Genomic DNA, 20032 nt, shown 5'->3' on the forward strand with positions numbered 1-20032 from the left:
TGCGGTTTTGCCAAACATCGGCTTGTTGCAAACCAATCCACCTGGCGTCAGGTCTTGGAACCTATTTCTTTCAGGCCAGCCTTCTTAAAGAGACGAAGGTAGGCTTTTCCCGAACAGTTCAGAGATATGTTCTCTGTAACATATCTTCGCGGATCAAACTCAGATTGCATGGAGAGGAATTTGTCGAGCGTTTCCGGAAAGTTGGGGAGCTGAAACGTCAGCCCGCATCGCTCATCGAAGTATGGGACTGAGGACACGCTCAAACCCGGTGGCGCTGATGCCAAGCTGATCGGATCGACAAGCTTTCCTTCATCCCAGGCCAGTATCGGAACTCCACTGGACATGGCTTCCTGATAGGCAAGTCCTTGTGTCTCGTGCTGACAGAGAAAAAGCATTGACTTCGACTTTGACAACGCCTTTCTAAAGTCATCAATATGATGGCTTCCATAACGTAGGATGCAGAAGCTCAACCCTCTCGAATTCAGCTCGGATATACATCTCGCGAGTACGGCTTCTTCGAGTTCTGAGCGGTGCCAGTGGATTTTATCGTATATCAGAAAGTCTATAGATTTGACATCATTGCGCAAGTCGGGCCAGGCGGCTGTGTCTATTCCAGCGAAATACACGGCACCTTTACTTCCGACCCAGCGTTCGTTGTATTTAACCGCCCAGTCGCTTGGTTGCGTCAAAAACTTGATCTTGGGATTACGGGCTAGGCTTTGTGCAATCTCGCCTGACCCGTAGTCGCCTGGCCCGAATATCATCGGATTGGGAAGGTCGACATGTTCTAGGACCGATAGATAGCCGGCGACACCAATAGGCTGGTCGGGGTGTGCGCGAGCATACGAAAAATCATTGATGCGGACCCGAACGCCTTCAGCTCTCAAAGACGCAGCGAGTCCCCGGAACGCTGTGTAGAAGCCGGTGTGGACCTGGCGACGGCGCAGCGACCGGTAAAGATAACGAAGCGCTCTCCGGCTATCGGAATATAGTTTTCCGACTAATCCGTCCCGAGCTTTCATCTCGAAGCCGTCGTAAAATAGTGCGATTTGAAGCGGTTTCTCAATGCCCATGATTACATCGGGTCGAAGCGAGCTTTGATCATCCACGAGCCGACTCATCCTTCCTCATAACTCTTTTTGACTGTGGTGCCACGCATCTATTAATAATCGTAAGCGGGGGAGGTTTCGATTTAGGCGGGTCAGCGCCCCACAGACAATCTATGGATCCTCGTCGATTGGATTTGCTGCGGCGGTAAGATATACCCGAACATTGATGCGCCGATAACAATCAATGAGGAGTCACCAAAAGACCCCAACAGCGTTTCGCCAAAACACCTGAATATAGTTACAATGGCCATTGAAGCTATAAAACACAGTGAAATGTCGAACTTTGATTCCGTCAACTTGAAGACAAGACGAGCAAGGCCTACTCCTAGGGGTATGAATATCAAGGCCGCGCCAACGATGCCGAAGTCCACTAGAACTTCCCTGAAGGTATTGTGGAAATTGAATCCGATACCGGTATCAAGATCTGCCCACCGCAAAAGGCCGATCGTCTCACTACTATGCCCGAGCCATATAGCGCGAAATCCATGACCGAGGATGGGCTTGGTGGCGATGAGTGCATCTGCGTGATGCCAAAGATAGGCTCGTCCTGTCAGCCCGACGTCTTTGTTCAAAACTTCGACTAGGAACCATTCATAAGTTTGGATGATGTCTTGGTAAATAAAAGCAAGGGGCGCCATGGCGACGATGAGGACGCCGACCAACAGGACTTTTGCACCCGCGGTCAGCCTCGAGGCAAATGCGAGCAAAGCGAAGACGCCTGCGAACAGAATCGTGGAGATGACAGCTCCGGTGGCGAAGGTGCGAAGCAAAAAGAGTGTTCCGACAAGGCCTGTTACGATCGCAGCCCTACGCAAGATGACGGGCTGGTTGGAGCTCAGCATGAGGGTTGCAGACGAACAGATGACCAGCATGCACAGCTGGCCCATGGCGTTCTTCGAGCCAAGAACGCCGATCAGCACGGGTCCGCCCTGCGACATCCCCTGACGTCCCGAAAGAATGCAAAGAACCAGAATGATCGCCGTAGCGATGAACAGGCCGCGTACATAGCGGACTTGGCCGGTCGAGATGACCGCGATCATCATCGAGACGACCGTGATGGTCCACTGCAGTCCGTACCGGAAGCTTACAGCTGGCTCATCAGACCAAGAAGCAGACACGGGAGCAAGCACGGCTAACAGAAGGAGAGGCCAGCCCTTGAAGAGTTCGGGCAGTCTCTCGAGGCTCAGTAGCAGCAGGGCCGCTGCTCCCGTCATCACCATCAGGGGTGCGATCGGGCCGATCACATTCAGGAACAGACCGCAGATCATCCAGACCAGAGCAATGTCGCGAGCGACAGGCGGCATCGCTTTTTTGCCGGATGGTGGTCTGAGCCCTGCTTGCGGCGTCGGCGCAACGACAGTCTTCATGGTAGCAGCGTCTTTCGCGAGCGGCGATCACAGGCCTGGCGGCCATCAGAACCAGGAGGATTTCAAATCAGGGCGAGGGCGGTCACCGATGAACGGTGGTTTCAGTACTCGCGTACTTAATAGAGACGGACATCTCGGGCGCCAAGGAGACGGGCCACCACGCCGCGATGCAACGCGCCTCGGACCTGAAGGCGTCTGCGGGCGACGCCGTCGCCCGCTCGGGCGAGGCTGAGCGCAAGACAGGCCAGAGCCTTGGCGCCCGCCTCCAAAATTCCCCGCGCCCGACGGCCAGCGGCGAGATAGGATCTCGCATGGGTCTGGCCCGCTCGAAAGGCGCGTTGCTCGAGCCATTTCAGCGTCAGGCGATCCTGCGCTGTGGGTTCGGACACCAGGGCCTCGGGCGCGGCGACAAAGCGTCGGCCGGCGTCGTAAAGCCTGGAAAAGAACTCGGTGTCTTCCCCTCCGGACCGCCCCAACTCCTCGAGGAAGCGCTGATCGCCTACGGCGTCGCGACGGACCAGGGCGTTGGACGTGTAACCTGTGATGACGCCGCGAGGCGTGATGACAGGGCGTGTCGCGTGAAGGTCAGCCGCCCGGATCCAATCCGGCGCATTGTCGGGATAAATAGCCCTTACGGGTCCGAAAGCGGCGGCATGGTCGCCGATCGTGGCGAGCAGGGCGGACAGCCAGGTTGGATCGGCGATCTCGTCATCATCGATCCAGGCCACATAGGTCGCCGAACTCGCGTCCAACAGGGCGTTTCGGGCAATCGAGATGTTCTGGGCCGGGGCGTGAATATAGAGCCTGGGCCAGCGTCCCTTGTCGGCCTCGACGAGGGCCCGTGCGGTAGGCGCGACATCATTGTCGGCGACAAGAATCCGCACGCTGTCGTCCGTCAGACCGGCCTGAGCGTCGATCGAAGCGAGGGTCGAGGCGAGACTGTTTCGGCGATAGGTGCAGATGCAGACGTCCACCAAAGGTCCTGCTGCCGTCTCGGTCATGTCGAAATGTCCCTTTGGGTCGGGAGACGGCGCGGAGCCGCCTTTGCGGGGCTTTGCGTCAGCGCGCGCCGCGCGCCGCCAGGACGGCGGGGATCGTCAGCACGAGCACGGTCAGATCCGTGACGAGTCCGCGACGGCGGACGTAGAGAACGTCGCAGGCCACGCGGCGGCGATAGGTCGTGTCGCTGCGGCCGCTGATTTGCCACAGTCCGGAGATGCCCGGTTTCACGCGCGCGTAGGCGTCGAACCGGCGTCCGTAGAAGGGGCGCTCCGCCGCCACGATGGGGCGAGGTCCGACCAGATTCATCTCACCCCGCAAGACATTGATGAGCTGGGGCAGCTCGTCCAGACTGCTGGCGCGCAGGAACCGTCCCAACCGCGTGACGCGCGGATCGTTGGAGAGCTTTTGCGTCGCTTCCCACTCCGCGCGGGCGGCGAGATCCGACTGCAACAGCGCCGCAAGGCGAATATCGGCGTCCACCACCATCGTGCGGAACTTGAGGCAACCGAAGGGGCGCCCGCCCTTGCCGAGGCGCTGATGTGAAAAGAAGGCAGGACCACGATCCGAAAGTCGGATCGCGGCGGCGACAAGGCAAAACAGCGGCAGGAGGAAGAGGAGCGCTGATCCGGCGATCAGGAGGTCGAACATCCGCGGGGTGGCCACAGGTCCGCGTCTGCCCGAGCGCCGTCCCTTCGACGATCGGGGGCGAAGGACGCTTGTATCAATATCGACCATCGTGTTCATTCTTTTTTTACTTTTGCGGCAACACGCCGTCCCTAAGCAAGAGGCTTGCCAAGATTCGACGTAATCCCGCGTTGGGATGGCGCCGAGGCGCCACAGTCGGTTTGGTAAATTTCCCTTTACTATGTTGCAGTGCAATGCGAAGGGATGTGTCGACATCCGGGGCATTGAACTACAGGTGACAGCGACCTTCGGGCGCTGGATGGAGCATCCGCGTGGCCTCTGCCGAGATTACCGAGAACACCCGGATGCGCGGCGACGCGATCGGCTTTACGGAACGTCCCCGGATCGACGGCATGCGTGTGATCGACATCGTCGCGGGAACGCTGGGGCTGTTGTTCCTGGCGCCGTTGCTGATCGTGCTGGCGATTGTGGTCTTCGCTCAGGACGGGGCGCCGCCGATCTATCGACAAACCCGCCTCGGTCGTTCGGGGCGGACGTTCGAATGCCTGAAGTTCAGGTCCATGGTGCCACGGGCTCAGGAACGTCTCGAGGCGTTGTTGGCGACTGACGCGCAAGCGCGTCTGGAATGGGAAGCGGACCATAAGCTCCGAAACGATCCGCGCATCACGCACCTCGGTCGATTCCTTCGCAAGACGAGCCTTGATGAGTTGCCTCAACTGTTCAACGTCCTGGCCGGCGACATGAGTCTCGTCGGGCCCCGTCCCATCGTCCAGGCTGAAGCCGCCCGTTACGGCCTCTACCTCCAGCACTATTTCAGTGTAAGGCCGGGGATCACCGGCGTGTGGCAGGTCAGTGGGCGTAACGACGTCTCCTATAGACGTCGGGTGGCGTGCGACGTGCTCTACGCGCGACGTCGAAGCGTGGCCAAGAATGTGATGATCATTGCCGCCACCATCCCCGCCGTGCTCCAGTCTCGCGGTTCATATTAGGCCAAGCGACTTAGAGGACAATTTGCGGCTCATGGCGTCGGCTCTCATCGCAGCCTCGGTTCTTGCAGGGGCGTTGGCGGCTTCAACCGCTCAGGCCCCGCCGGCTCTTGATCCCCTTCCTGACTTTTCGGAGCATCGCCTCCGGCTGTGGGACTGGAACGCCGCCTTTGCTCCATCGGAATGGTCGGAACCGAAGCTTGGAGGATACGCCTGGCGTGCGGATCACGCCGTGATCCGCGAGGGTGAATTGGTGCTCTCCGTGAGCGAACGCGCCTCCGGTCAGGTTCAGGCCGGAGCACAGGCCTCAAGGCTGAACGCCCTCTGGGAGGTGGATGTCACGCTGCCGAACATGCGAGAGGGACTCGTCGCCGCCCCCCTGTGGACGTTCAACGCCAAAACGAACGACGAAATCGATTTCGAGGTCGTCGGTCTGTCTGGACTGCAACTGACCCTGTGGTCTTCAGTGGGGGGACGCCACACTGCGGTCTGGTCCCAGACCGTGCTTCGAGGCGACCTCTCTGGCCGGCGTCTGCGGCTAGGCATCGCTTACGAAGCCGGCGAGCGCGTGAGATTTTTCGTCAACGGCTATCTGGCGGCGGATGTCACCCCGGCGGATACACCTCTCGGATTTCCGTCGACGCCGCAGAAACCCTATTTCGACCTCTGGGTGGCGAACGGCCTGCACCCCGACTGGGCTGGAGCCTGGACTCCCCTGCCGCGCGGTGTTTCGCTGGAGATGATCCTGCACGGATATCGCGTAGGCGCTGTTCCTGCGCCATGACCTCAAAGTCGCACAAGCAAGAGCGCCAGCAGCACAATGCCTGTCCAGAGAAAGGCGGCCGACGCCCCGGCGGCCAACAGGACCCAAGGCTTTCGGAATGCGAGGTTTCTGCACGCGGTCAGGATGGGTTCAAATCCACGATCCGTCATGGTGTTTCCTCCCGCAATTTTTTGCGTGGTAGGCAGACGGTAAATGAGTCGCGGTTAATGAGAAAGTCCGTGATATCCCCGATGTTGCAGCCTGCTTGGAGGGGCGCCGTCGACTGCGCCGCAGCGTCGCCCTATTGCATCGGCAGAAAGACTGACTTGTCCCGGAGTGTGACGTGATAGCGCTGGCCTTGTTCTTTTGCGCATGCGTCGCGATCTGGCTCATCTGGCCGTCGGTTGAGCGGCGTTTGGGGCTTCCGGCGCCGTCGGCCATGGTTCGGCGGTTCCGACGAAGAAGTCGAAGCTATCGTCGACGCAATCGGAACTGAGGTCGCGCGCGCAGGACCGCGGTCACAAGTCTTGAGATCTGTTCATGACGTTGCTTCACGAGCCGTTTGCGCGCCGATCCTAGGCTGACCTTTCAATCAAAGGTCGTCATCTTGGTCACTCCCCACCGCGCCGTCATCGCTATGCGCATCGTCACCGCGATCGCGGTGGCTGGTCTCCTGATCGTCACGCTTGGCCCGTTCCAGGGGGCGGAAAGTCGGGCCGGGCTCAGCGATAAGGCGGCCCATGTCATCGCCTTCTACTGCATTACGCTGCTTGCCTTCAGCACTGCGCCGCGGACGCGTCGGACAGATCTGGCGCTTGCGATCCTGGGCTTGGGGGTTGTCATCGAACTCATTCAGGGCGCGATAGGCCGAAGCCTGTCGGTGGGGGACCTCGCCGCCGATGGTCTGGGTGTCGTGGCGGCCCTGGCGCCGACCTGGGTCGAAGGGTTTCGTCAGCAGGCGCGACGTCGCCCCTACCTACCGCTCGGACAGATCGCAAAGACCGATCGTCGCCGCCGCGGAAAACGCATCAAGGCGTTCCGGTCCCAGGCTGCGACCGTTTGCGATGGCGATCCAGTCGCGGGTGTAGCGACCGGGGGCGGCGTTATTGCGACTGTCACAGAAGTTGCATAAGGGCGGACCGGACCGGGCGAAAGCCACGGCCTCGGTTGGGCGGTCCGCAGGCTGCTGTTCCGCACGGACCGCCCGGCCGGTGAGGGGAGGAAGACGCGAACCCGCATCGGCAAGCCGACCATAACGCCTTGTCGCCCGGCGTCTCGGAGCAGGGTGGTTAACGGTCGAGAAAAGCCAGGGTGCCCCAGTACGGGACAGACCAGGATTTTGAGTGTCCCGAAGAGAGACAGCCGTCCCGGCCGCACACGTCACAACCCATCGCCTCAATCTAGGCGGAAACGCCTATGGAACGCCCGCGCGCTACCGGCGTTCTGGCGAGGTGATGCGCCACGGCGGTCCCTGGCGAGGCGTGGGCCTCTGGAACAGCGTTCATGTCTCGCCAGACCTGATGTGAGTTTCACGCCAGAAGGTTCGACAGCCGCGAGCCGCGATCTAGAGATCAAGATCTATCGATTGAAAGGTCATCGACAAGGGCGATGATGGCTGCACGTGAGGCGGCCGTGGGTAGGCGACCCCAGGCTGAAAGCAGTCGACGCAGCTCAGGTTGCTCATAAGGATCAGGCGTGCCGAGCAGCTCCGACGGCATGATGTCCAGCGCCAATGCGATCTTCACCAAACTGTCCGCCGAGAGTTTCCAGCCCATCTCATATTTATGCATCATCGGTTTGCTTACGCCGACCGCGGTCGACACCTCGTCCAGCGTCAACCCGATCTCCAACCGCCGTCGGCGAATGGTCGTTCCGACTTCAGCGTAGAAAACCCGGTCCTCCTCGGAGGCGAACGGCGGCGGCGTTTCCGCCATCAGCGCCGCCACCGCTTTTCGGGCCGCACGGTTTCGGGTTTCCATCGGCGTTCGGTCGCGCGCATCAGGCTTCGTCCTCTTGCGGTCTACACGGTCCCATGCCGCCTCAAGTCCAGAGATCGGCGTACGCCGCTGTTGCAATGCACAATAGCATAGCCGGAACGATTGCGGCTCAATCTTTCGAAGAGGACCTTCCGGTCTAAGGCTGCCGCGACGAAAAGCTGATGGGCGGCGACGACCGTTAGGCCCGGCGTCCGAGGCGACAAGTGGTTCCTGGATACTCTCTATGCTTCACAGCAAGCGGCGGCTCATGGGGCTGTCGAGGTCAGGGCGAGCCGGAGGTCCGTGTCCGCCACGCCGATCTTAGGCCCTGCCTCAACGTAGGGTCGAGAATGAGGGACAGCACGGCGAAGATCGCCACGCCAGAGACGACCAGCACAGCCAGAGCCAGCCGTGGTTCCAGCCATACGGCCACAACGCCCTTCAAGCCCATGACCAGACCGGCCATCGCCAGCGCCGCCACGAATGGTTTCAGACTTGGCGCAATCAGACTCGTCACCGGCGTGGCCGCCTGTCGCTTCAGCCAGTTCATCCCAATCGGCAACATGACGTAGCTGCGAAGCACGGTCAGACCGACGAGGGGGAACAGGCCGAAGACGCCGCCGATCAGCGCAAGCGGCAGCCCTATGCAGGCCTGGAGAATGGTCCATTTCAGAATGAGGCGTCCCTGGCCCTTGGCCACCAAGACGGCATTGATCAGAAGGTTGGCCTGCAGCGGAATCGCGAGCGCACAGAGGATCGGCATGACGAGGCCCGAAAGCGACCAATGGGCGCCGAACACGATCGGGAAGGCGAGGCTGGAAACCGCCATCGCCCCGAAGAAGACCGGATAGATGACGATCGCCGAAAGTCGGGCCACCTTCGCGACCGCGTCTTCATAAAGCGACGGCTCCCCTTGCGCGCGCGCCAGGAGCGGCATGCTGATCTGGGTCAGGGGCGCGATCGTGAGCTGGGTCAGCAGGTTCAGGCACTGGGCGCCCACGCGAAGGAAACCGACCGCGGCGGGCGCAATCAGAAGGCCGGCGATGAGTTCCACCCCACGGGCGTTGATCTGGCCGACCACCCTCGCCCCCAACAGTTGAGACCCCAGGCCGAGGAAGGCCCGCGCCGCCGCCCGGTCAATCACGACGCTGGGGCGCCACGGCGATCCCCGCCATGCCAACAGGACCAGGCCGGCTGTGGAAACGACACTGCGCGCCGCCAGCGCCCAGACGCCGAATCCCTTCAGGGCGAGCGCAATGCCGACAAGGCCGGCGATGACGTTTGCAGCAAGGTTCCAGATCGCCAGCTTGCGGAAGCCCAGTTCGCGCGTGACCCGCGCGATGTGGATCGACCCCAGAGGCGAGATCAGCAGGGTGCTGGCCATCAACACGATGACCGGCGCCACCGACGGCGTCTTGAACACGAGCGCCGCCACTGGAGCGAGGCCGACGCAAAGGATCGCAGCGACAGACCCGAAACCGAGGATCATCCAGAACCCCGTGCTGGCTTCTCTCTGCGTCAAGGTCGGATGCCGGATTGCGGCTTCGCTGACGCCGCCGTCCGAGACGCTTCCGACCAGTTCAATCAGGATCGCCGCCAGGGCGACCAGGCCGAACTCCGTCGGGCTCACCAGTCGCGACAAGGCGACAAACAGGCCGAAACGGATCAGTTGGCCCGTCGCCGCTGATCCCGTCGACCAGGCTGCCGCGCTGTTGAACGTCGATCCGGATCGCACCGCCGTCTTCAAGCGCTGGCCGTGGCGGTTTGCGTCCTGTCGAGATCGGCTTGCGCGCGGGAGATCGACTGACCGAACAGCTCCGCCGCCACCTCGACGTTTGGAGACGAAAGCATCGACAGATGATCGCCTGGACAGTCGACGACCGTGAGAGCCGCGCAGAAATGGGTCCAACCCAGGTCCGGCGCGGCGTCGGGCTCACGCTGGATCGCCGCCCGATAAAGGGTAATGGGCGCGTCGTAGCGAGATGGCCGCCATCCGAGGATCGCGGGACCCCTCATGTATTCGAGCAGCACCTTCCTGACGAAGGTCACGCTGTGCGCGCCGAACGCCCGGCCCTTGGCGAGAATCAGAAGCCTTAAGAGGGCGTAAGCCCGCAAATCCAGGAGGCGGAAGAAGGCCCAATTAACCGCTCGCGATCCGAAACCCCCGGTGCGCCCCCGCAGTAATGGAGACAGGACTTCCGCGAGGGTCATGCCCCTGTAGCCTGAGGTCGGCGTCCTCGACCGAACAGCGGCCAGGTCGATGAGGCTGAGATCCGGCGCCGCATTCGTGACGGCGCGCAGTCGGCGGGCCATTTCGAACGCCACCACACCGCCGGCGGAGTAGCCGGCCAGGTGATATCGGGTGTCCGGCGTTGCGCGCGCAACCTGAGCCAGGGCGTCATCGACAAGCGCATCCAGCCGACCGAGACGTCTCGTGGGCGTCTCCAGACCAGGATATTCGATCACCAGGAACCGCACCCTTTCACGCAGCGCGCGTCTGAAGGCCGCCAGCCGAGGCTCATCGCCGCCCATTCCGGGGCAGAGGACCACCAGCGGCAGGTCCTCAACCGCGTGGCGCTGGCGACTTGATCGGAAGTCCGTCAGTCGGCGACCCAGGATAGCCGGAGAGATCTCGAGATCGAACAGATCCAGGGGGAGGTGACAGCCGAGGCTCTGTTCCAGGTGCAGCGAGAGTTGGAGCAACTTCAGCGAATCGCCGCCGGCTTGATCGAACGCCGTGTCGCTCGCCTGGGAGCCCAGAATGTCGGTCCAGGCGCGGCGGACCGCGTCTTCGATAGAGGGGTCGCCCGGTCCAGACGACGGCAGATCCGGCGATATCGGGATCGCAGGTTGGGAGGCGCTGTCGAGGGCGTGAAGGGCCGTGAAGTTCGTCTTGTAATTCGGCAGCCGCGGCAGGTCGGGCAGGTAACGGATCTCGGACGGCAGCATATGCGCCGGCACCTCGGTCGTCAGACTGTGCCGCAGCTCCGCCGCCCGTGGGGGAGCATGGAGATCGATCGGAACGACATAGGCGATGAAAACCGCCTCGGAACCATGGTAGCGGGGAATGACGGCGACATCCTTCACGTCCGGCATTCGTCGCAACGCCGCCTCGACCTCGCCCGGATCGCCCCTCAATCCGCGCATCTTGATCTGGCGGTCGCGCCGACCGACGAATTCGAAAAGACCATCGGCCCCGCGCCGCATGAGGTCGCCGCTGTCATAAACCCGGCGACGATCGGGCTCGCGCTCGGACACGAATGGGCCTGGCGTTAGACGCCCGCCCTGCCAAGCCCCCGCCGCCAGAGTGGCGCCGCTCACCATCAGCTCGCCCGGCTGGCCGTCTTCGACGTCCCCGCCATGGTCAGATGCGGACAGCGCGACGGCATGCGAAGGGCCGACGTAACCCGATGGGACGGCGGCGTCGGGTTCGAACAACCTTTGTCTCGGAATGACCCACTGGAACACCACGCCGGTCTCGGTCGCGCCTTGGGTGGTTCGGATGAGCGCGTCGGGCGGCAGCACCGCGCGAAAAAGGTCGACGTCCTTGCCGAAAAGCCGATCGCCGCCTGTCGATACGGCGCGGGTCTTCGCGAACGCCCAGACGGCATTGGGCTGGGACATCAGCGTCCGAAGGACGAGCGGGATCATCGACAGCAGCGTCGTTCCCTCTTCGCCCATCACACGCAGCGTCTCGCCTATTCCGACCGTCTTCAGGTCGAGCAGTCGGACACGCGCCCCGACCAGGATTGCGGAGAGAATGTCTTGGTTGCCGCCGGCGCCGAGCGAAGCCAGGGAGAGAATGACGTCGTCCGGTCCGATGCCGAGCGCCGTCACATGTTCAGCGACCATCGCAAGGATGGCGCTTTGTCGGTAAGCGAGGCCCTTCGGCCGTCCCATGCTGCCCGAGGTGAAGGCGATGCCGATGATGGGATCGCCACTTACTTCGGGCCAAGGGGCGTCGTCCGCGCCTTGCGTCGAGACGGCGATCGAACGGTGTCCCTGCGCCAGCTCCGCCTCGACCGGCATCTCGGGATTGATCAGAAGGGTCGACGGCTGCGCCTCCTGCAGAATGGCGCGGCGTCGTTCCAGAGGATGGCTCATATCCACCGGGACCAGGGGGCGGCCCGCTCCGATCGCGGCCAGGAGCGCCACCGCATAGTGAACCGTGCCCGACATCACCGCCGCGACAGGCCGGGGATCGTAAGGGGCCGCAGCGAGCGTGGCGGCGAGCGCGGCCGCCGCGTCTCGAAGACCGCGATAGGTCAGTGCGACCTGACCGTCGAAGACCGCGACGGCGTTCGGTTGCGCTTTCACCTGGATCTCGAACAGCCGAACGATGTCTCCCGCGCACCAGACCGGGCCCAACGGAAGGGCGCCCGCGAAACGCGGGCGCGGGTGGTCGATGGGCGCACCTGCGCGCCACTGTGGCGATTTGGGCGGCATTCCGTAAGTCCTTGAGGCGACCGGTGCTGACGCCATAGCCAACAGCGTTCGGCCTGATTAGTGCAAGCCCCGGGCCGAAGTCACTATTTCGAGAATTTCCATGTTTCCCTGGAAGATGACGTTTTACGCGATCGGCGCCGCCGGCGCGGTCACGTTCGGGCAGGCGAGCGTCGCTCGCGCGCAGGCCACTACTCAAGGCGCAGCCGTCGAGGCCCAGGTCGACGACGTCGTGGTCACGGCTCAACGTCGTCCCGAGGCGGGGTTCAGGGTGCCCGTCGCGGTCAGCGTGACGGGCGGAGCCGCGCTTTCAGAGCGCCGTATCCAGAATTTCGCCGACCTGGCTCCGCTGATCCCCGGCCTGACTGTGCAATCGAAATCGGCTGCGGACTCCACGCTCGTCTTGCGGGGGATCTCCAGCGGAGACGGATCGTCTTACCAGGAGCCGCGTGTCTCGGTGTTTCAAGATGGGGCGCCGATGGCCAAGGCGCGGGGCGCCTTTGTCGAACTCTTCGACCTGGAGCGTGTCGAAGTGGTTCGCGGGCCGCAGACGACCCTGTTCGGCCGAAGCGCTCTGACGGGGGCGATCAACATCGTTCAGAACAAGGCCGCACCCGTCGACAGTTTTCAGGGGACTGCGGAGTGGGATGGCGGACGTCATCGTCTGTTGGAGGCTGTCGTGAACGCGCCGATCAGCGACACCCTCGCCGTGCGGATTGCGGGGCGCTTGAGGGAGGAAGGTGGTTCTACGCCAAACCTCATCGACGGCGGCCGCTACGGCGACACGCGGGTCGAGGCCGGACGGCTGACCTTGTCGTTCAGACCTCACGCGACGATCACGAGCCATCTGATCCTGAACGCCGAAAGAGACACCAGTTCGGGCCAGGGCTTCAAGTCGGCGACGTTCCTCCCCTCCACCGAATCCGGCGCGACGCTTGGCGATCGTTCGGTCTACAGCGGAGCCGCCCTCGCGGCGGGCGTCGGATTTGAAGGGGATCGCGGCCTGGGTCTGGACCGTCGAATCGCAAGCCTGTTGTGGCTCACACGATGGGCGGCGAGTTCGCAACTGTCCCTGACCTCCACCACATCGGTTCGACGCTTCGAGAGCGACGAACGGTTCGATTATGACGGCGTCGTATTGCCGCTCCTGACTGTTGGCGACGATTCCTTCGGGCGACAGACGACGCAAGAGTTCCGGCTCAACTTCGAGCCGTCGGACCGCGTCAGTCTCGTCACGGGAGCGAGCCTTGTCCGCGAGACTGGGGCGCAGCGCATCCCGCTCCAGGTGGACGAGCGTCTGGTGCTCGCCCTTCTCACCGGACGCCTGGACCGCCGCAATCCCTCGTTGGCGTCCTATGAGGCCTACACATCCCCGAACGCCGTCGCCGCCCAACTGCGTGGGCTGGCGGCGGCGCGCGGCGTCGCGCTGAGCCAGGTTCAATCGCTTTCCATCGCATCAAACCTTCGCGGCGATCACCGCGAGGGCTACCGCGACGCCTCGGGATCGACGGGTGCGGATCTCTATGCGGACCTCGCCTGGACGCCCGTCGATCGTCTGCAACTGACCGCAGGCCTCCGATACGGGTGGCTTGATCGGACCGTGGGTCTCGCCTCGGATGTCGAGGGGCGCTCGGTCCTCGCCGGCTTCCTGGGCGCCTTGGGGCAACCGGCCGCTCAGCGTCAGGCCTTGTTCGCGGCCCTGGCGTCTCCCGGTGCGGCGACGCTTCCCCGCTCCCCGACCTATCCTGTTCCGCGGTTCGGTCTGCGCGCCCAGCCGACGCCGGGGGGAGAGACGCAGTTCGCCGGCCTGACGGACGAGGGAGCGGCCTGGCGGCTCGCCGCGCGCTACGGCGTATCGGAAACCGCATCGATCTATCTGAGTTATGCGCGCGGCCGGCGTCCGGAGCTGCTTTCGCCTGACACGCCGTCGCGGCCGGAGGGCGCCATCGTCTTCAACACCGTTGCGGCGGAGACCATCGACTCGTTCGAGGCGGGCGCCAAGGCTGTCTGGCCGAGGCTCGGGCTCAAGGGCGGCGCGGCCGTGTATCGATACGACTACCGTCACTTCCAGACCATCGTTCAGCAGGGCGCCATGTTCGTCGCCAGTGACGCCGGGCGTGCGTCGTCCACCGGACTTGAAGCCGATCTGAGGTGGCGGGGACCGGGGGGACTGGAGGCGTTCGGCGTCCTTGAGCTGTCACACGCGCGTTTCCGAGACGGCCTGTATTCCGGCAACCGTCTCGCCCTTAACTCGGACGCGAAGCTGACGGTCGGGATGACCTTCGAGTGGATCCTGCCCGAGGGATCGCTTCGCTTCACGCCGACCTACGCCTGGCGATCAGCCCTTTATTTCACCGACGACAACGGCAAGCCTGCGCTCGCGACCGGTGCCTTCGTCGCGCCCATCGACTTCATGCCGCGGCAGGCGGCCTATGGGCTGCTGGATGCCGCCCTCGATTACCGGCCCGCGAGCGGCGCCTGGGGGGCAGGGGTGTTCATACGCAATGGTTTAGACGAAGAGTATCTCACCGACGCCGGCAACGGAGGGCAGGACTTCGGACTTCCAACCTACACGCGGGGAGCCAAACGTCTCATCGGGCTGCGATTGAGCCTCTACCGCTAGGGTTGAGGTCCAAGGTCCGCCGGCACGCGCCTCAGGCAGATGTAGCCAGCGGCCAGAAACAGCACGATGACGGGCATGGCGATACGCTGGCTCTGGGTGACGATCGTTAATCCGGCGATGAGGAGCGGGGCCAGGAAGGCCGTCGCCTTGTTGGAAAAGGCGAATAGCCCGAACCACCGGCCTTCGAACCCTGGCGGCGTGAGCCTGGCCATCCAAGCCCTCATGGACGCTTGCATCGGGCCGGCGGCGGCGCCGATGACAAGGCCCAGCACCATGAATATCCGTTCCGACGGCGACGCCAGGAACCCGTCGCCGGCCGTCGGCGGCGGGACCGGAATCAGCATTACCCGATCCGCCGTGATCATGGCCGCCCCCAGCACGGCCGCGGCGAGCACGACGACCGAGAGCAGAACGACCGTTCTCGGGGCATGGCGAGGTTCGACGGCACCCGAAGCCCATGCCGCCAGTCCGGATGTGATGATGATCAGTCCCCCGTAGGTTCCGAGTTCGGCGACGCCCCAATCGAACAATCCCGCAGCGAGGACGCCTCCGAAGACAGCGGCGGCCGTAAGCCCATCGGCGACCAGCATCCGGCCAAGGAGGAAGCGGCGGGTCTTCGCCGGCATATCGCGCAAAGCTGAAACGAGCGATATCCGGCTCCCGGCCGCGGACTGGGGCTTCGGGTCGCGCGTCCAGAGGACGAACGGGATGAGGAAAAGGGCGTACCAGCCCGCCACGAACGGACCCACGATCCGGTCGGGTTCGCGGGCGATCGGGTCCAGCCCAAGAAGAGGCGGGTCCATCACGTTGAAGCCGATATAGAATACGGCGAGGCTCAGCAGTCCTCCGAGATACCCCAGAGCCACGGCTGAGCCCGACAGTCTTCCGAGACGCCCCGGGTGAGCGATGTGGGGCAGCATGGCGTTATTGGCGGTGACGGTCACTTCCGCCGAAACCGCCGCAACGATCAGACAGCCCATGATCAGGGGAAGACGCTCGAGATGGCCGGGCGCGGCGAACCACAACCCCGCGCAGGCCAACATGAAGGGAAGGGAGGCGGCGAGCACCCAGCGTTTCGCATCTGAGCCTCGATCGATCCTGGAGCCGACGAAGGGGCTGAGAAGCGCGATCAGAAGCGCCGCCACGCCGCCCGCCAGCCCGATCAGCGCCTGGCCCCTAACCGTATCGCCGACAAATCCTGAGGCGAAGTACGGCTTGAAGATGAACGCGGCGACGAGGGTGAAGTAAGGCTGTTGCGCCCAGTCGAACATCGACCAACCAAACTGTTCCAGGCGTCGATCGCCGAAACTTTGGGGGGTGGACACAGCTGTCATCGGACTCTCAAGCCATCTCGTATCGAGGTTTCTAACAGGCGTGCCTCAGTCTGTCTGGCGAAAGCAGGCTCGCCTGACTGTCCCGGGTTGGCAAAGCAAAATTTGCGACAAGTCGGATCATGGAAGCCTGGCTGACGCCGGGGCGCAGTTGCGAGATCATGCGCGATCAATAAGTCGGGCCTAGACGAGCTGTGCTCATCCGCCATTCTTATGAAGCTGATGCATTGATATCAAAATACAAACCGGAGAAAGCGATCGTATATGATTGATGGATGACGAGTTGCGACCTTTATACTCTTAATAATATTGGATTGCACATACTGGAATATTGCGGAGAAGGTGCGCTGCTTGGCGATATTCTGCGCAAGCCCGTCGTCAAGCATAAATCGGAACATCCAGCTCAACGCGATAACCACACAAAGCAACACGATGCCGTATGCAATCGAGCCAAATAGTCCAGTCTTAATTTCAGGCGCGACAATGAGGGCGATGTTTCCGAAGGAAAAAGTAAAAAGACTCGTAGATCCAATGAAGTTCAACTGGCGGCCAATCTTTTGCTCCCGCAGGTCGTAAAACTCCAAGGCTGCCCAACAGGCCGAGGTCAAACCGAAGACGCCGAGCGCGTAGTAAAGAGGATGGTTTATGTTGCGAAGCGACATGTCTGCGAGCGCGTTCAGCGTGCCGAAAGCATCGCTCCAGTCCCAGAGAGCCGCCGAGACCAATCCGCTCAATATCGTCGCGCCGAGCAATGTCCGTCTTGCGAGACGTCTGAAATGTTTGTCTCCGTTGATCAGCCCTTCTGCAATTTTTCCAAGCCACATGCCGTAGACGACCAGGATGAGACCATGAAGCAACGAGGGGCCTCCCGCGCCTGAATTGCCGCCATAAAGGAATGATGCGGGAAGACTGAGGTAATCGTGACCGAAAACTATCGGAAGCGGCTCGAGAGGCGGCCACAATGGATAGGCGAGATGGGGCGCCATCGCCAAAGCGAGCAGGATGGCGAGGCCGCGTTTGAAACGGGTTGAGACGCTGATGATGATAGGGGCCACGAACAGCATGACCGTATAGAATTTCAGTATGTCAACAAAGGGCGTCACGCCGATTAAAAGTGCGCATCTCAGTCCATAAGTCGCAGAGAATGTACCATTCATGACCCAAGTCAAGATGCAAATCAGATACAAAAAATAGCATTGTGCTGATCTGGAAAGAAGTTGTTGGATACCTTCCAAATCTCGCCCATATATAAACTTGGGGCGATAGGCGATGTACAACATAGAGCCAAACAGTCCAATGAATACAGGCGTGGCTAGGTGGGTGGCGATTTGAAACCACATCATTGCGACTGACGGGTCGTACCTGAACGCTCCAGAAGCCACGAAAGCATGACTGCTTGTGGCGGCAATGATGGCCATTGAGCGACAGACATCAATGCCTACGATGCGTTGCTTGGCTGGCACTAACGGACTGCTCTGTATCAATGGGGTGAAAAGTTGGGCGAAGGTGACTTTGGAGATGTCCGGGGAGACGCCTCGATGTTAGCGTCCCTTTCAGCTTGACGGCGACAACTATCACCTTTTGGTAGAGAAATGCGGTCCGCGTTGCGCTCAAGCCTCGCTCGAGCGTAAAGGTCGATGTCCGGTATTGCAGCTGGAAGGCCCCTGACGACGCATTGCGACGCCGCTATCGCAGCGTTTTGAAGCTATGGAGCGATCAGAGCCAAAAGCCCTTATCGCGGACAGGCCTGTCGCCGCTGGCCTTGTCGGGCGCTCCCAAGCGCTGCAGACATTCAGCCATGGATGTCCACCGCCTTGGGCGCGGAAGCATCACCTCTGCCGCTGCCTATCCCTCCGCGCATCGCTGATGCGCCTGCAACGCGATGAGGTAAGGCAGGACCGCACAACTTCACTAGGCAAGGCGAGCAGACGACCGAAAGTCGCCGGCAAGTCGTCGTGAGACGATTTCGAGATCAATCATCACAAGTAAAGATCCAAGCGCGCCGCCTCAAAGAATATATTCGTGAGTCACGTTGACTCCCTGTGGATGATTTTGCTTGCTGTGGATCGGGAGCGCCGACCTTCCGGCCCGACCACAGGAACTCAAACCATGCGACGTTTACTTCAACGTGGCCTTTCGGCTGCGACGGTGACTTGCGGCCTGTTCTTTGCCGGACAGGCCCTGGCGGGCGGATCCGGGATGCCCTGGGAGGGACCGCTCCAGCAGATCGTGGAATCGATCACCGGGCCGGTCGTCCAGGCCGCCGCCGTCGTGGCCGTGGTGTTGTTCGGCGCCGGGGTCGCCATGAGCGAGAACGGCTCGTCCATGCGGCGAGGTCTGGCCGTACTCGATGACGCACTGTTCGGCGCACCGGCGGCGCGCGAGAATGCGGCGATCGGGTCTGGCGACGGGGAAGCTCATTCCCGACACCTAGTGCGAGGCGCTGAAGGCTCGTTTAAGCGTCGCCGTTAACGGCCCCATTCACCCTGTTTCTTATCGCCAGCGGGACGTAGCGGGGCGGGACCCCGTGCCCGCCGACCGTATTCCCGCTATGGCGATCCGAATGGCCCAATACAAACTCGTCCTGTTCGACTTCGACGGCGTGCTCGCCGACAGCGCGGCATGGTTCATCGCCCAGCTGCCGAGCCTCGCCGAGGCTCATCGTTTCCGGTCTCCCGATGTGGCGGAGATCGAACGTCTTCGGGGCCTGCCGACCCGAGACGTCGTCAAGGCGTTGGGCGTGTCGCCGCTCCGCCTGCCGGGGATCGCCGCCGATTTGCGCAAGCGAATGGCCGATGAGGCGCACCAGATCGCGCTGTTCGAAGGCGTCCCCGATCTTCTGCGGCGGCTGCATGACGGCGGCGTCCGGTCTGCCGTGGTCAGCTCCAACAGCGAAGAGAACGTCCGCGCGGTGCTCGGGCCATCGGCGGCGTTGATCTCCGCCTTTAGCTGCGGCGCGTCGCTGTTCGGCAAGGGGGCGCGCTTCTCTTCCCTGATCCGTAAACTGGATGTCGAACCGGCCCGCGTCTGCGCCGTCGGCGACGAGGTGCGGGACATCGAAGCGGCGCACCACGTTCATGTGGCCGCCATGGCCGTGTCCTGGGGATACGGAGCGGCCTCGGCTCTCAGCGCCGCCGTGCCGGACTACATGGTCCATACGCCGGCCGAGGCTGCCGCTGTGCTCTTGGCCTGACGACGGTTCACGATCGCCGCGACCTACCTGTCGGCCTGTCTCTACGTTAGAATGGCGCCGCCCGGTGCGGCTCACGCGTATGTACAGGCTTCGGCTAAAGGCGTGAGCGCATGCGAATCTCACATGTTCTCAACGCCCGGCGCACCTCCACAGCGCGCTTTAAAGCGTGCGGCTTGTCGTGAAGGCGGTTTGCGCCTAAATAGTACGCAGGTTTTTGCGTTATCCTAATTCGCACCTGAGCCATTTTTGGTGGAAGTGCACGGGACTGACGAGGGGATAACACCTCTCTCGCCGTCGCCGAGGATCTTGGATCCGTTGAAACCGGGCACTGGGGACATAGGGCCTTGGAGCTTTGGGGCCGACGCAGTTGAGACCTCAACTGAATCGGCGGTAAACGAAGATAACGCGACTATGTATCGGGCGGGTGCACCAGCACCCGCCCTTTACTCATTCTGGGCGTCTTCGATCCGGTGTGCGGTGATCATGTCGCTGCCGAAGACGTTGGCGTGATCCCCAAACACATGCACCGGGCCGCGATCGATGCAGAACATGCGCTCCCGGACCAGAGGGGTGCTGACGTGACCCCCGTTTCTC

15 protein-coding genes are annotated in these 20032 nt (G+C 62.3%); 6 read left to right on the plus strand and 9 right to left on the minus strand.

What is annotated here, in order from left to right:
* Window positions 1-47 precede the first annotated feature (47 nt).
* From B3T77_RS10825 to B3T77_RS10840, 4 genes are all read right to left on the minus strand, one after another.
* A complete protein-coding gene (locus tag B3T77_RS10825; protein WP_292079511.1) occupies window positions 48-1073 on the minus strand; it encodes a glycosyltransferase in 1026 nt (341 codons plus the stop codon).
* A 128-nt stretch (window positions 1074-1201) separates the two neighbouring features.
* A complete protein-coding gene (locus B3T77_RS10830) occupies window positions 1202-2476 on the minus strand; it encodes an O-antigen ligase family protein (protein ID WP_084375462.1) in 1275 nt (424 codons plus the stop codon).
* Between the two features lie 116 nt (window positions 2477-2592).
* Window positions 2593-3477 (minus strand): glycosyltransferase family 2 protein, encoded by an 885-nt coding sequence (locus B3T77_RS10835; RefSeq protein ID WP_066629621.1) that lies wholly within the window; start codon window positions 3475-3477, stop codon window positions 2593-2595.
* Window positions 3478-3535: 58 nt separating this feature from the next.
* Entirely contained in the window at window positions 3536-4126 is a 591-nt protein-coding gene (locus B3T77_RS10840) for a sugar transferase (RefSeq protein ID WP_244878410.1), read from the minus strand.
* Window positions 4127-4434: 308 nt separating this feature from the next.
* On the opposite strand from B3T77_RS10840, the gene B3T77_RS10845 reads away from it, so the two are divergent.
* From B3T77_RS10845 to B3T77_RS10855, 3 genes are all read left to right on the plus strand, one after another.
* A complete protein-coding gene (locus B3T77_RS10845) occupies window positions 4435-5112 on the plus strand; it encodes a sugar transferase (RefSeq protein ID WP_292079515.1) in 678 nt (225 codons plus the stop codon).
* Between the two features lie 31 nt (window positions 5113-5143).
* Entirely contained in the window at window positions 5144-5893 is a 750-nt protein-coding gene (locus B3T77_RS10850; protein ID WP_084375460.1) for a family 16 glycosylhydrolase, read from the plus strand.
* Window positions 5894-6479: 586 nt separating this feature from the next.
* Window positions 6480-7004 carry a hypothetical protein gene (locus B3T77_RS10855; RefSeq protein WP_157076487.1) on the plus strand — a complete coding sequence of 175 codons (525 nt, stop codon included), beginning with the start codon at window positions 6480-6482 and terminating at the stop codon, window positions 7002-7004.
* 439 nt (window positions 7005-7443) lie between these two features.
* Here the strand turns inward: B3T77_RS10855 and B3T77_RS10860 are convergent, their stop codons facing one another.
* From B3T77_RS10860 to B3T77_RS10870, 3 genes are all read right to left on the minus strand, one after another.
* Complete coding sequence (locus B3T77_RS10860) at window positions 7444-7851, minus strand: helix-turn-helix domain-containing protein (protein WP_066629614.1); 408 nt, start codon at window positions 7849-7851, stop codon at window positions 7444-7446.
* A 280-nt stretch (window positions 7852-8131) separates the two neighbouring features.
* The gene (locus B3T77_RS10865) at window positions 8132-9595 is read right to left on the minus strand and encodes a lipopolysaccharide biosynthesis protein (protein WP_066629612.1); all 1464 of its coding nucleotides are present in this window, start codon (window positions 9593-9595) and stop codon (window positions 8132-8134) included.
* A complete protein-coding gene (locus tag B3T77_RS10870; protein ID WP_066629610.1) occupies window positions 9592-12294 on the minus strand; it encodes an alpha/beta fold hydrolase in 2703 nt (900 codons plus the stop codon). The genes B3T77_RS10865 and B3T77_RS10870 overlap by 4 nt, the downstream gene beginning before the upstream one ends.
* Window positions 12295-12409: 115 nt before the next feature.
* On the opposite strand from B3T77_RS10870, the gene B3T77_RS10875 reads away from it, so the two are divergent.
* Entirely contained in the window at window positions 12410-14914 is a 2505-nt protein-coding gene (locus B3T77_RS10875) for a TonB-dependent receptor (protein ID WP_292079522.1), read from the plus strand.
* Here the strand turns inward: B3T77_RS10875 and B3T77_RS10880 are convergent.
* Window positions 14911-16248, minus strand: a complete 1338-nt coding sequence (locus tag B3T77_RS10880; RefSeq protein WP_084375456.1) for an MFS transporter — start codon at window positions 16246-16248, stop codon at window positions 14911-14913. The two genes, B3T77_RS10875 and B3T77_RS10880, sit on opposite strands and share 4 nt — an antisense overlap.
* 230 nt (window positions 16249-16478) lie before the next feature.
* Entirely contained in the window at window positions 16479-17663 is a 1185-nt protein-coding gene (locus B3T77_RS10885) for a hypothetical protein (protein WP_066629603.1), read from the minus strand.
* Window positions 17664-18354: 691 nt separating this feature from the next.
* Between B3T77_RS10885 and B3T77_RS10890 the strand changes: the two genes are divergently transcribed.
* Together B3T77_RS10890 and B3T77_RS10895 are read left to right on the plus strand one after the other, a co-directional pair.
* Window positions 18355-18717 carry a TrbC/VirB2 family protein gene (locus B3T77_RS10890; protein ID WP_292079525.1) on the plus strand — a complete coding sequence of 121 codons (363 nt, stop codon included), beginning with the start codon at window positions 18355-18357 and terminating at the stop codon, window positions 18715-18717.
* 91 nt (window positions 18718-18808) lie between these two features.
* Entirely contained in the window at window positions 18809-19438 is a 630-nt protein-coding gene (locus tag B3T77_RS10895; protein ID WP_197273335.1) for an HAD hydrolase-like protein, read from the plus strand.
* The last annotated feature ends 594 nt before the right edge of the window (window positions 19439-20032 follow it).

The organism is Brevundimonas sp. UBA7838 (genome assembly GCF_002500885.1).
GTDB classification, from domain to species: domain Bacteria; phylum Pseudomonadota; class Alphaproteobacteria; order Caulobacterales; family Caulobacteraceae; genus Brevundimonas; species Brevundimonas vesicularis_C.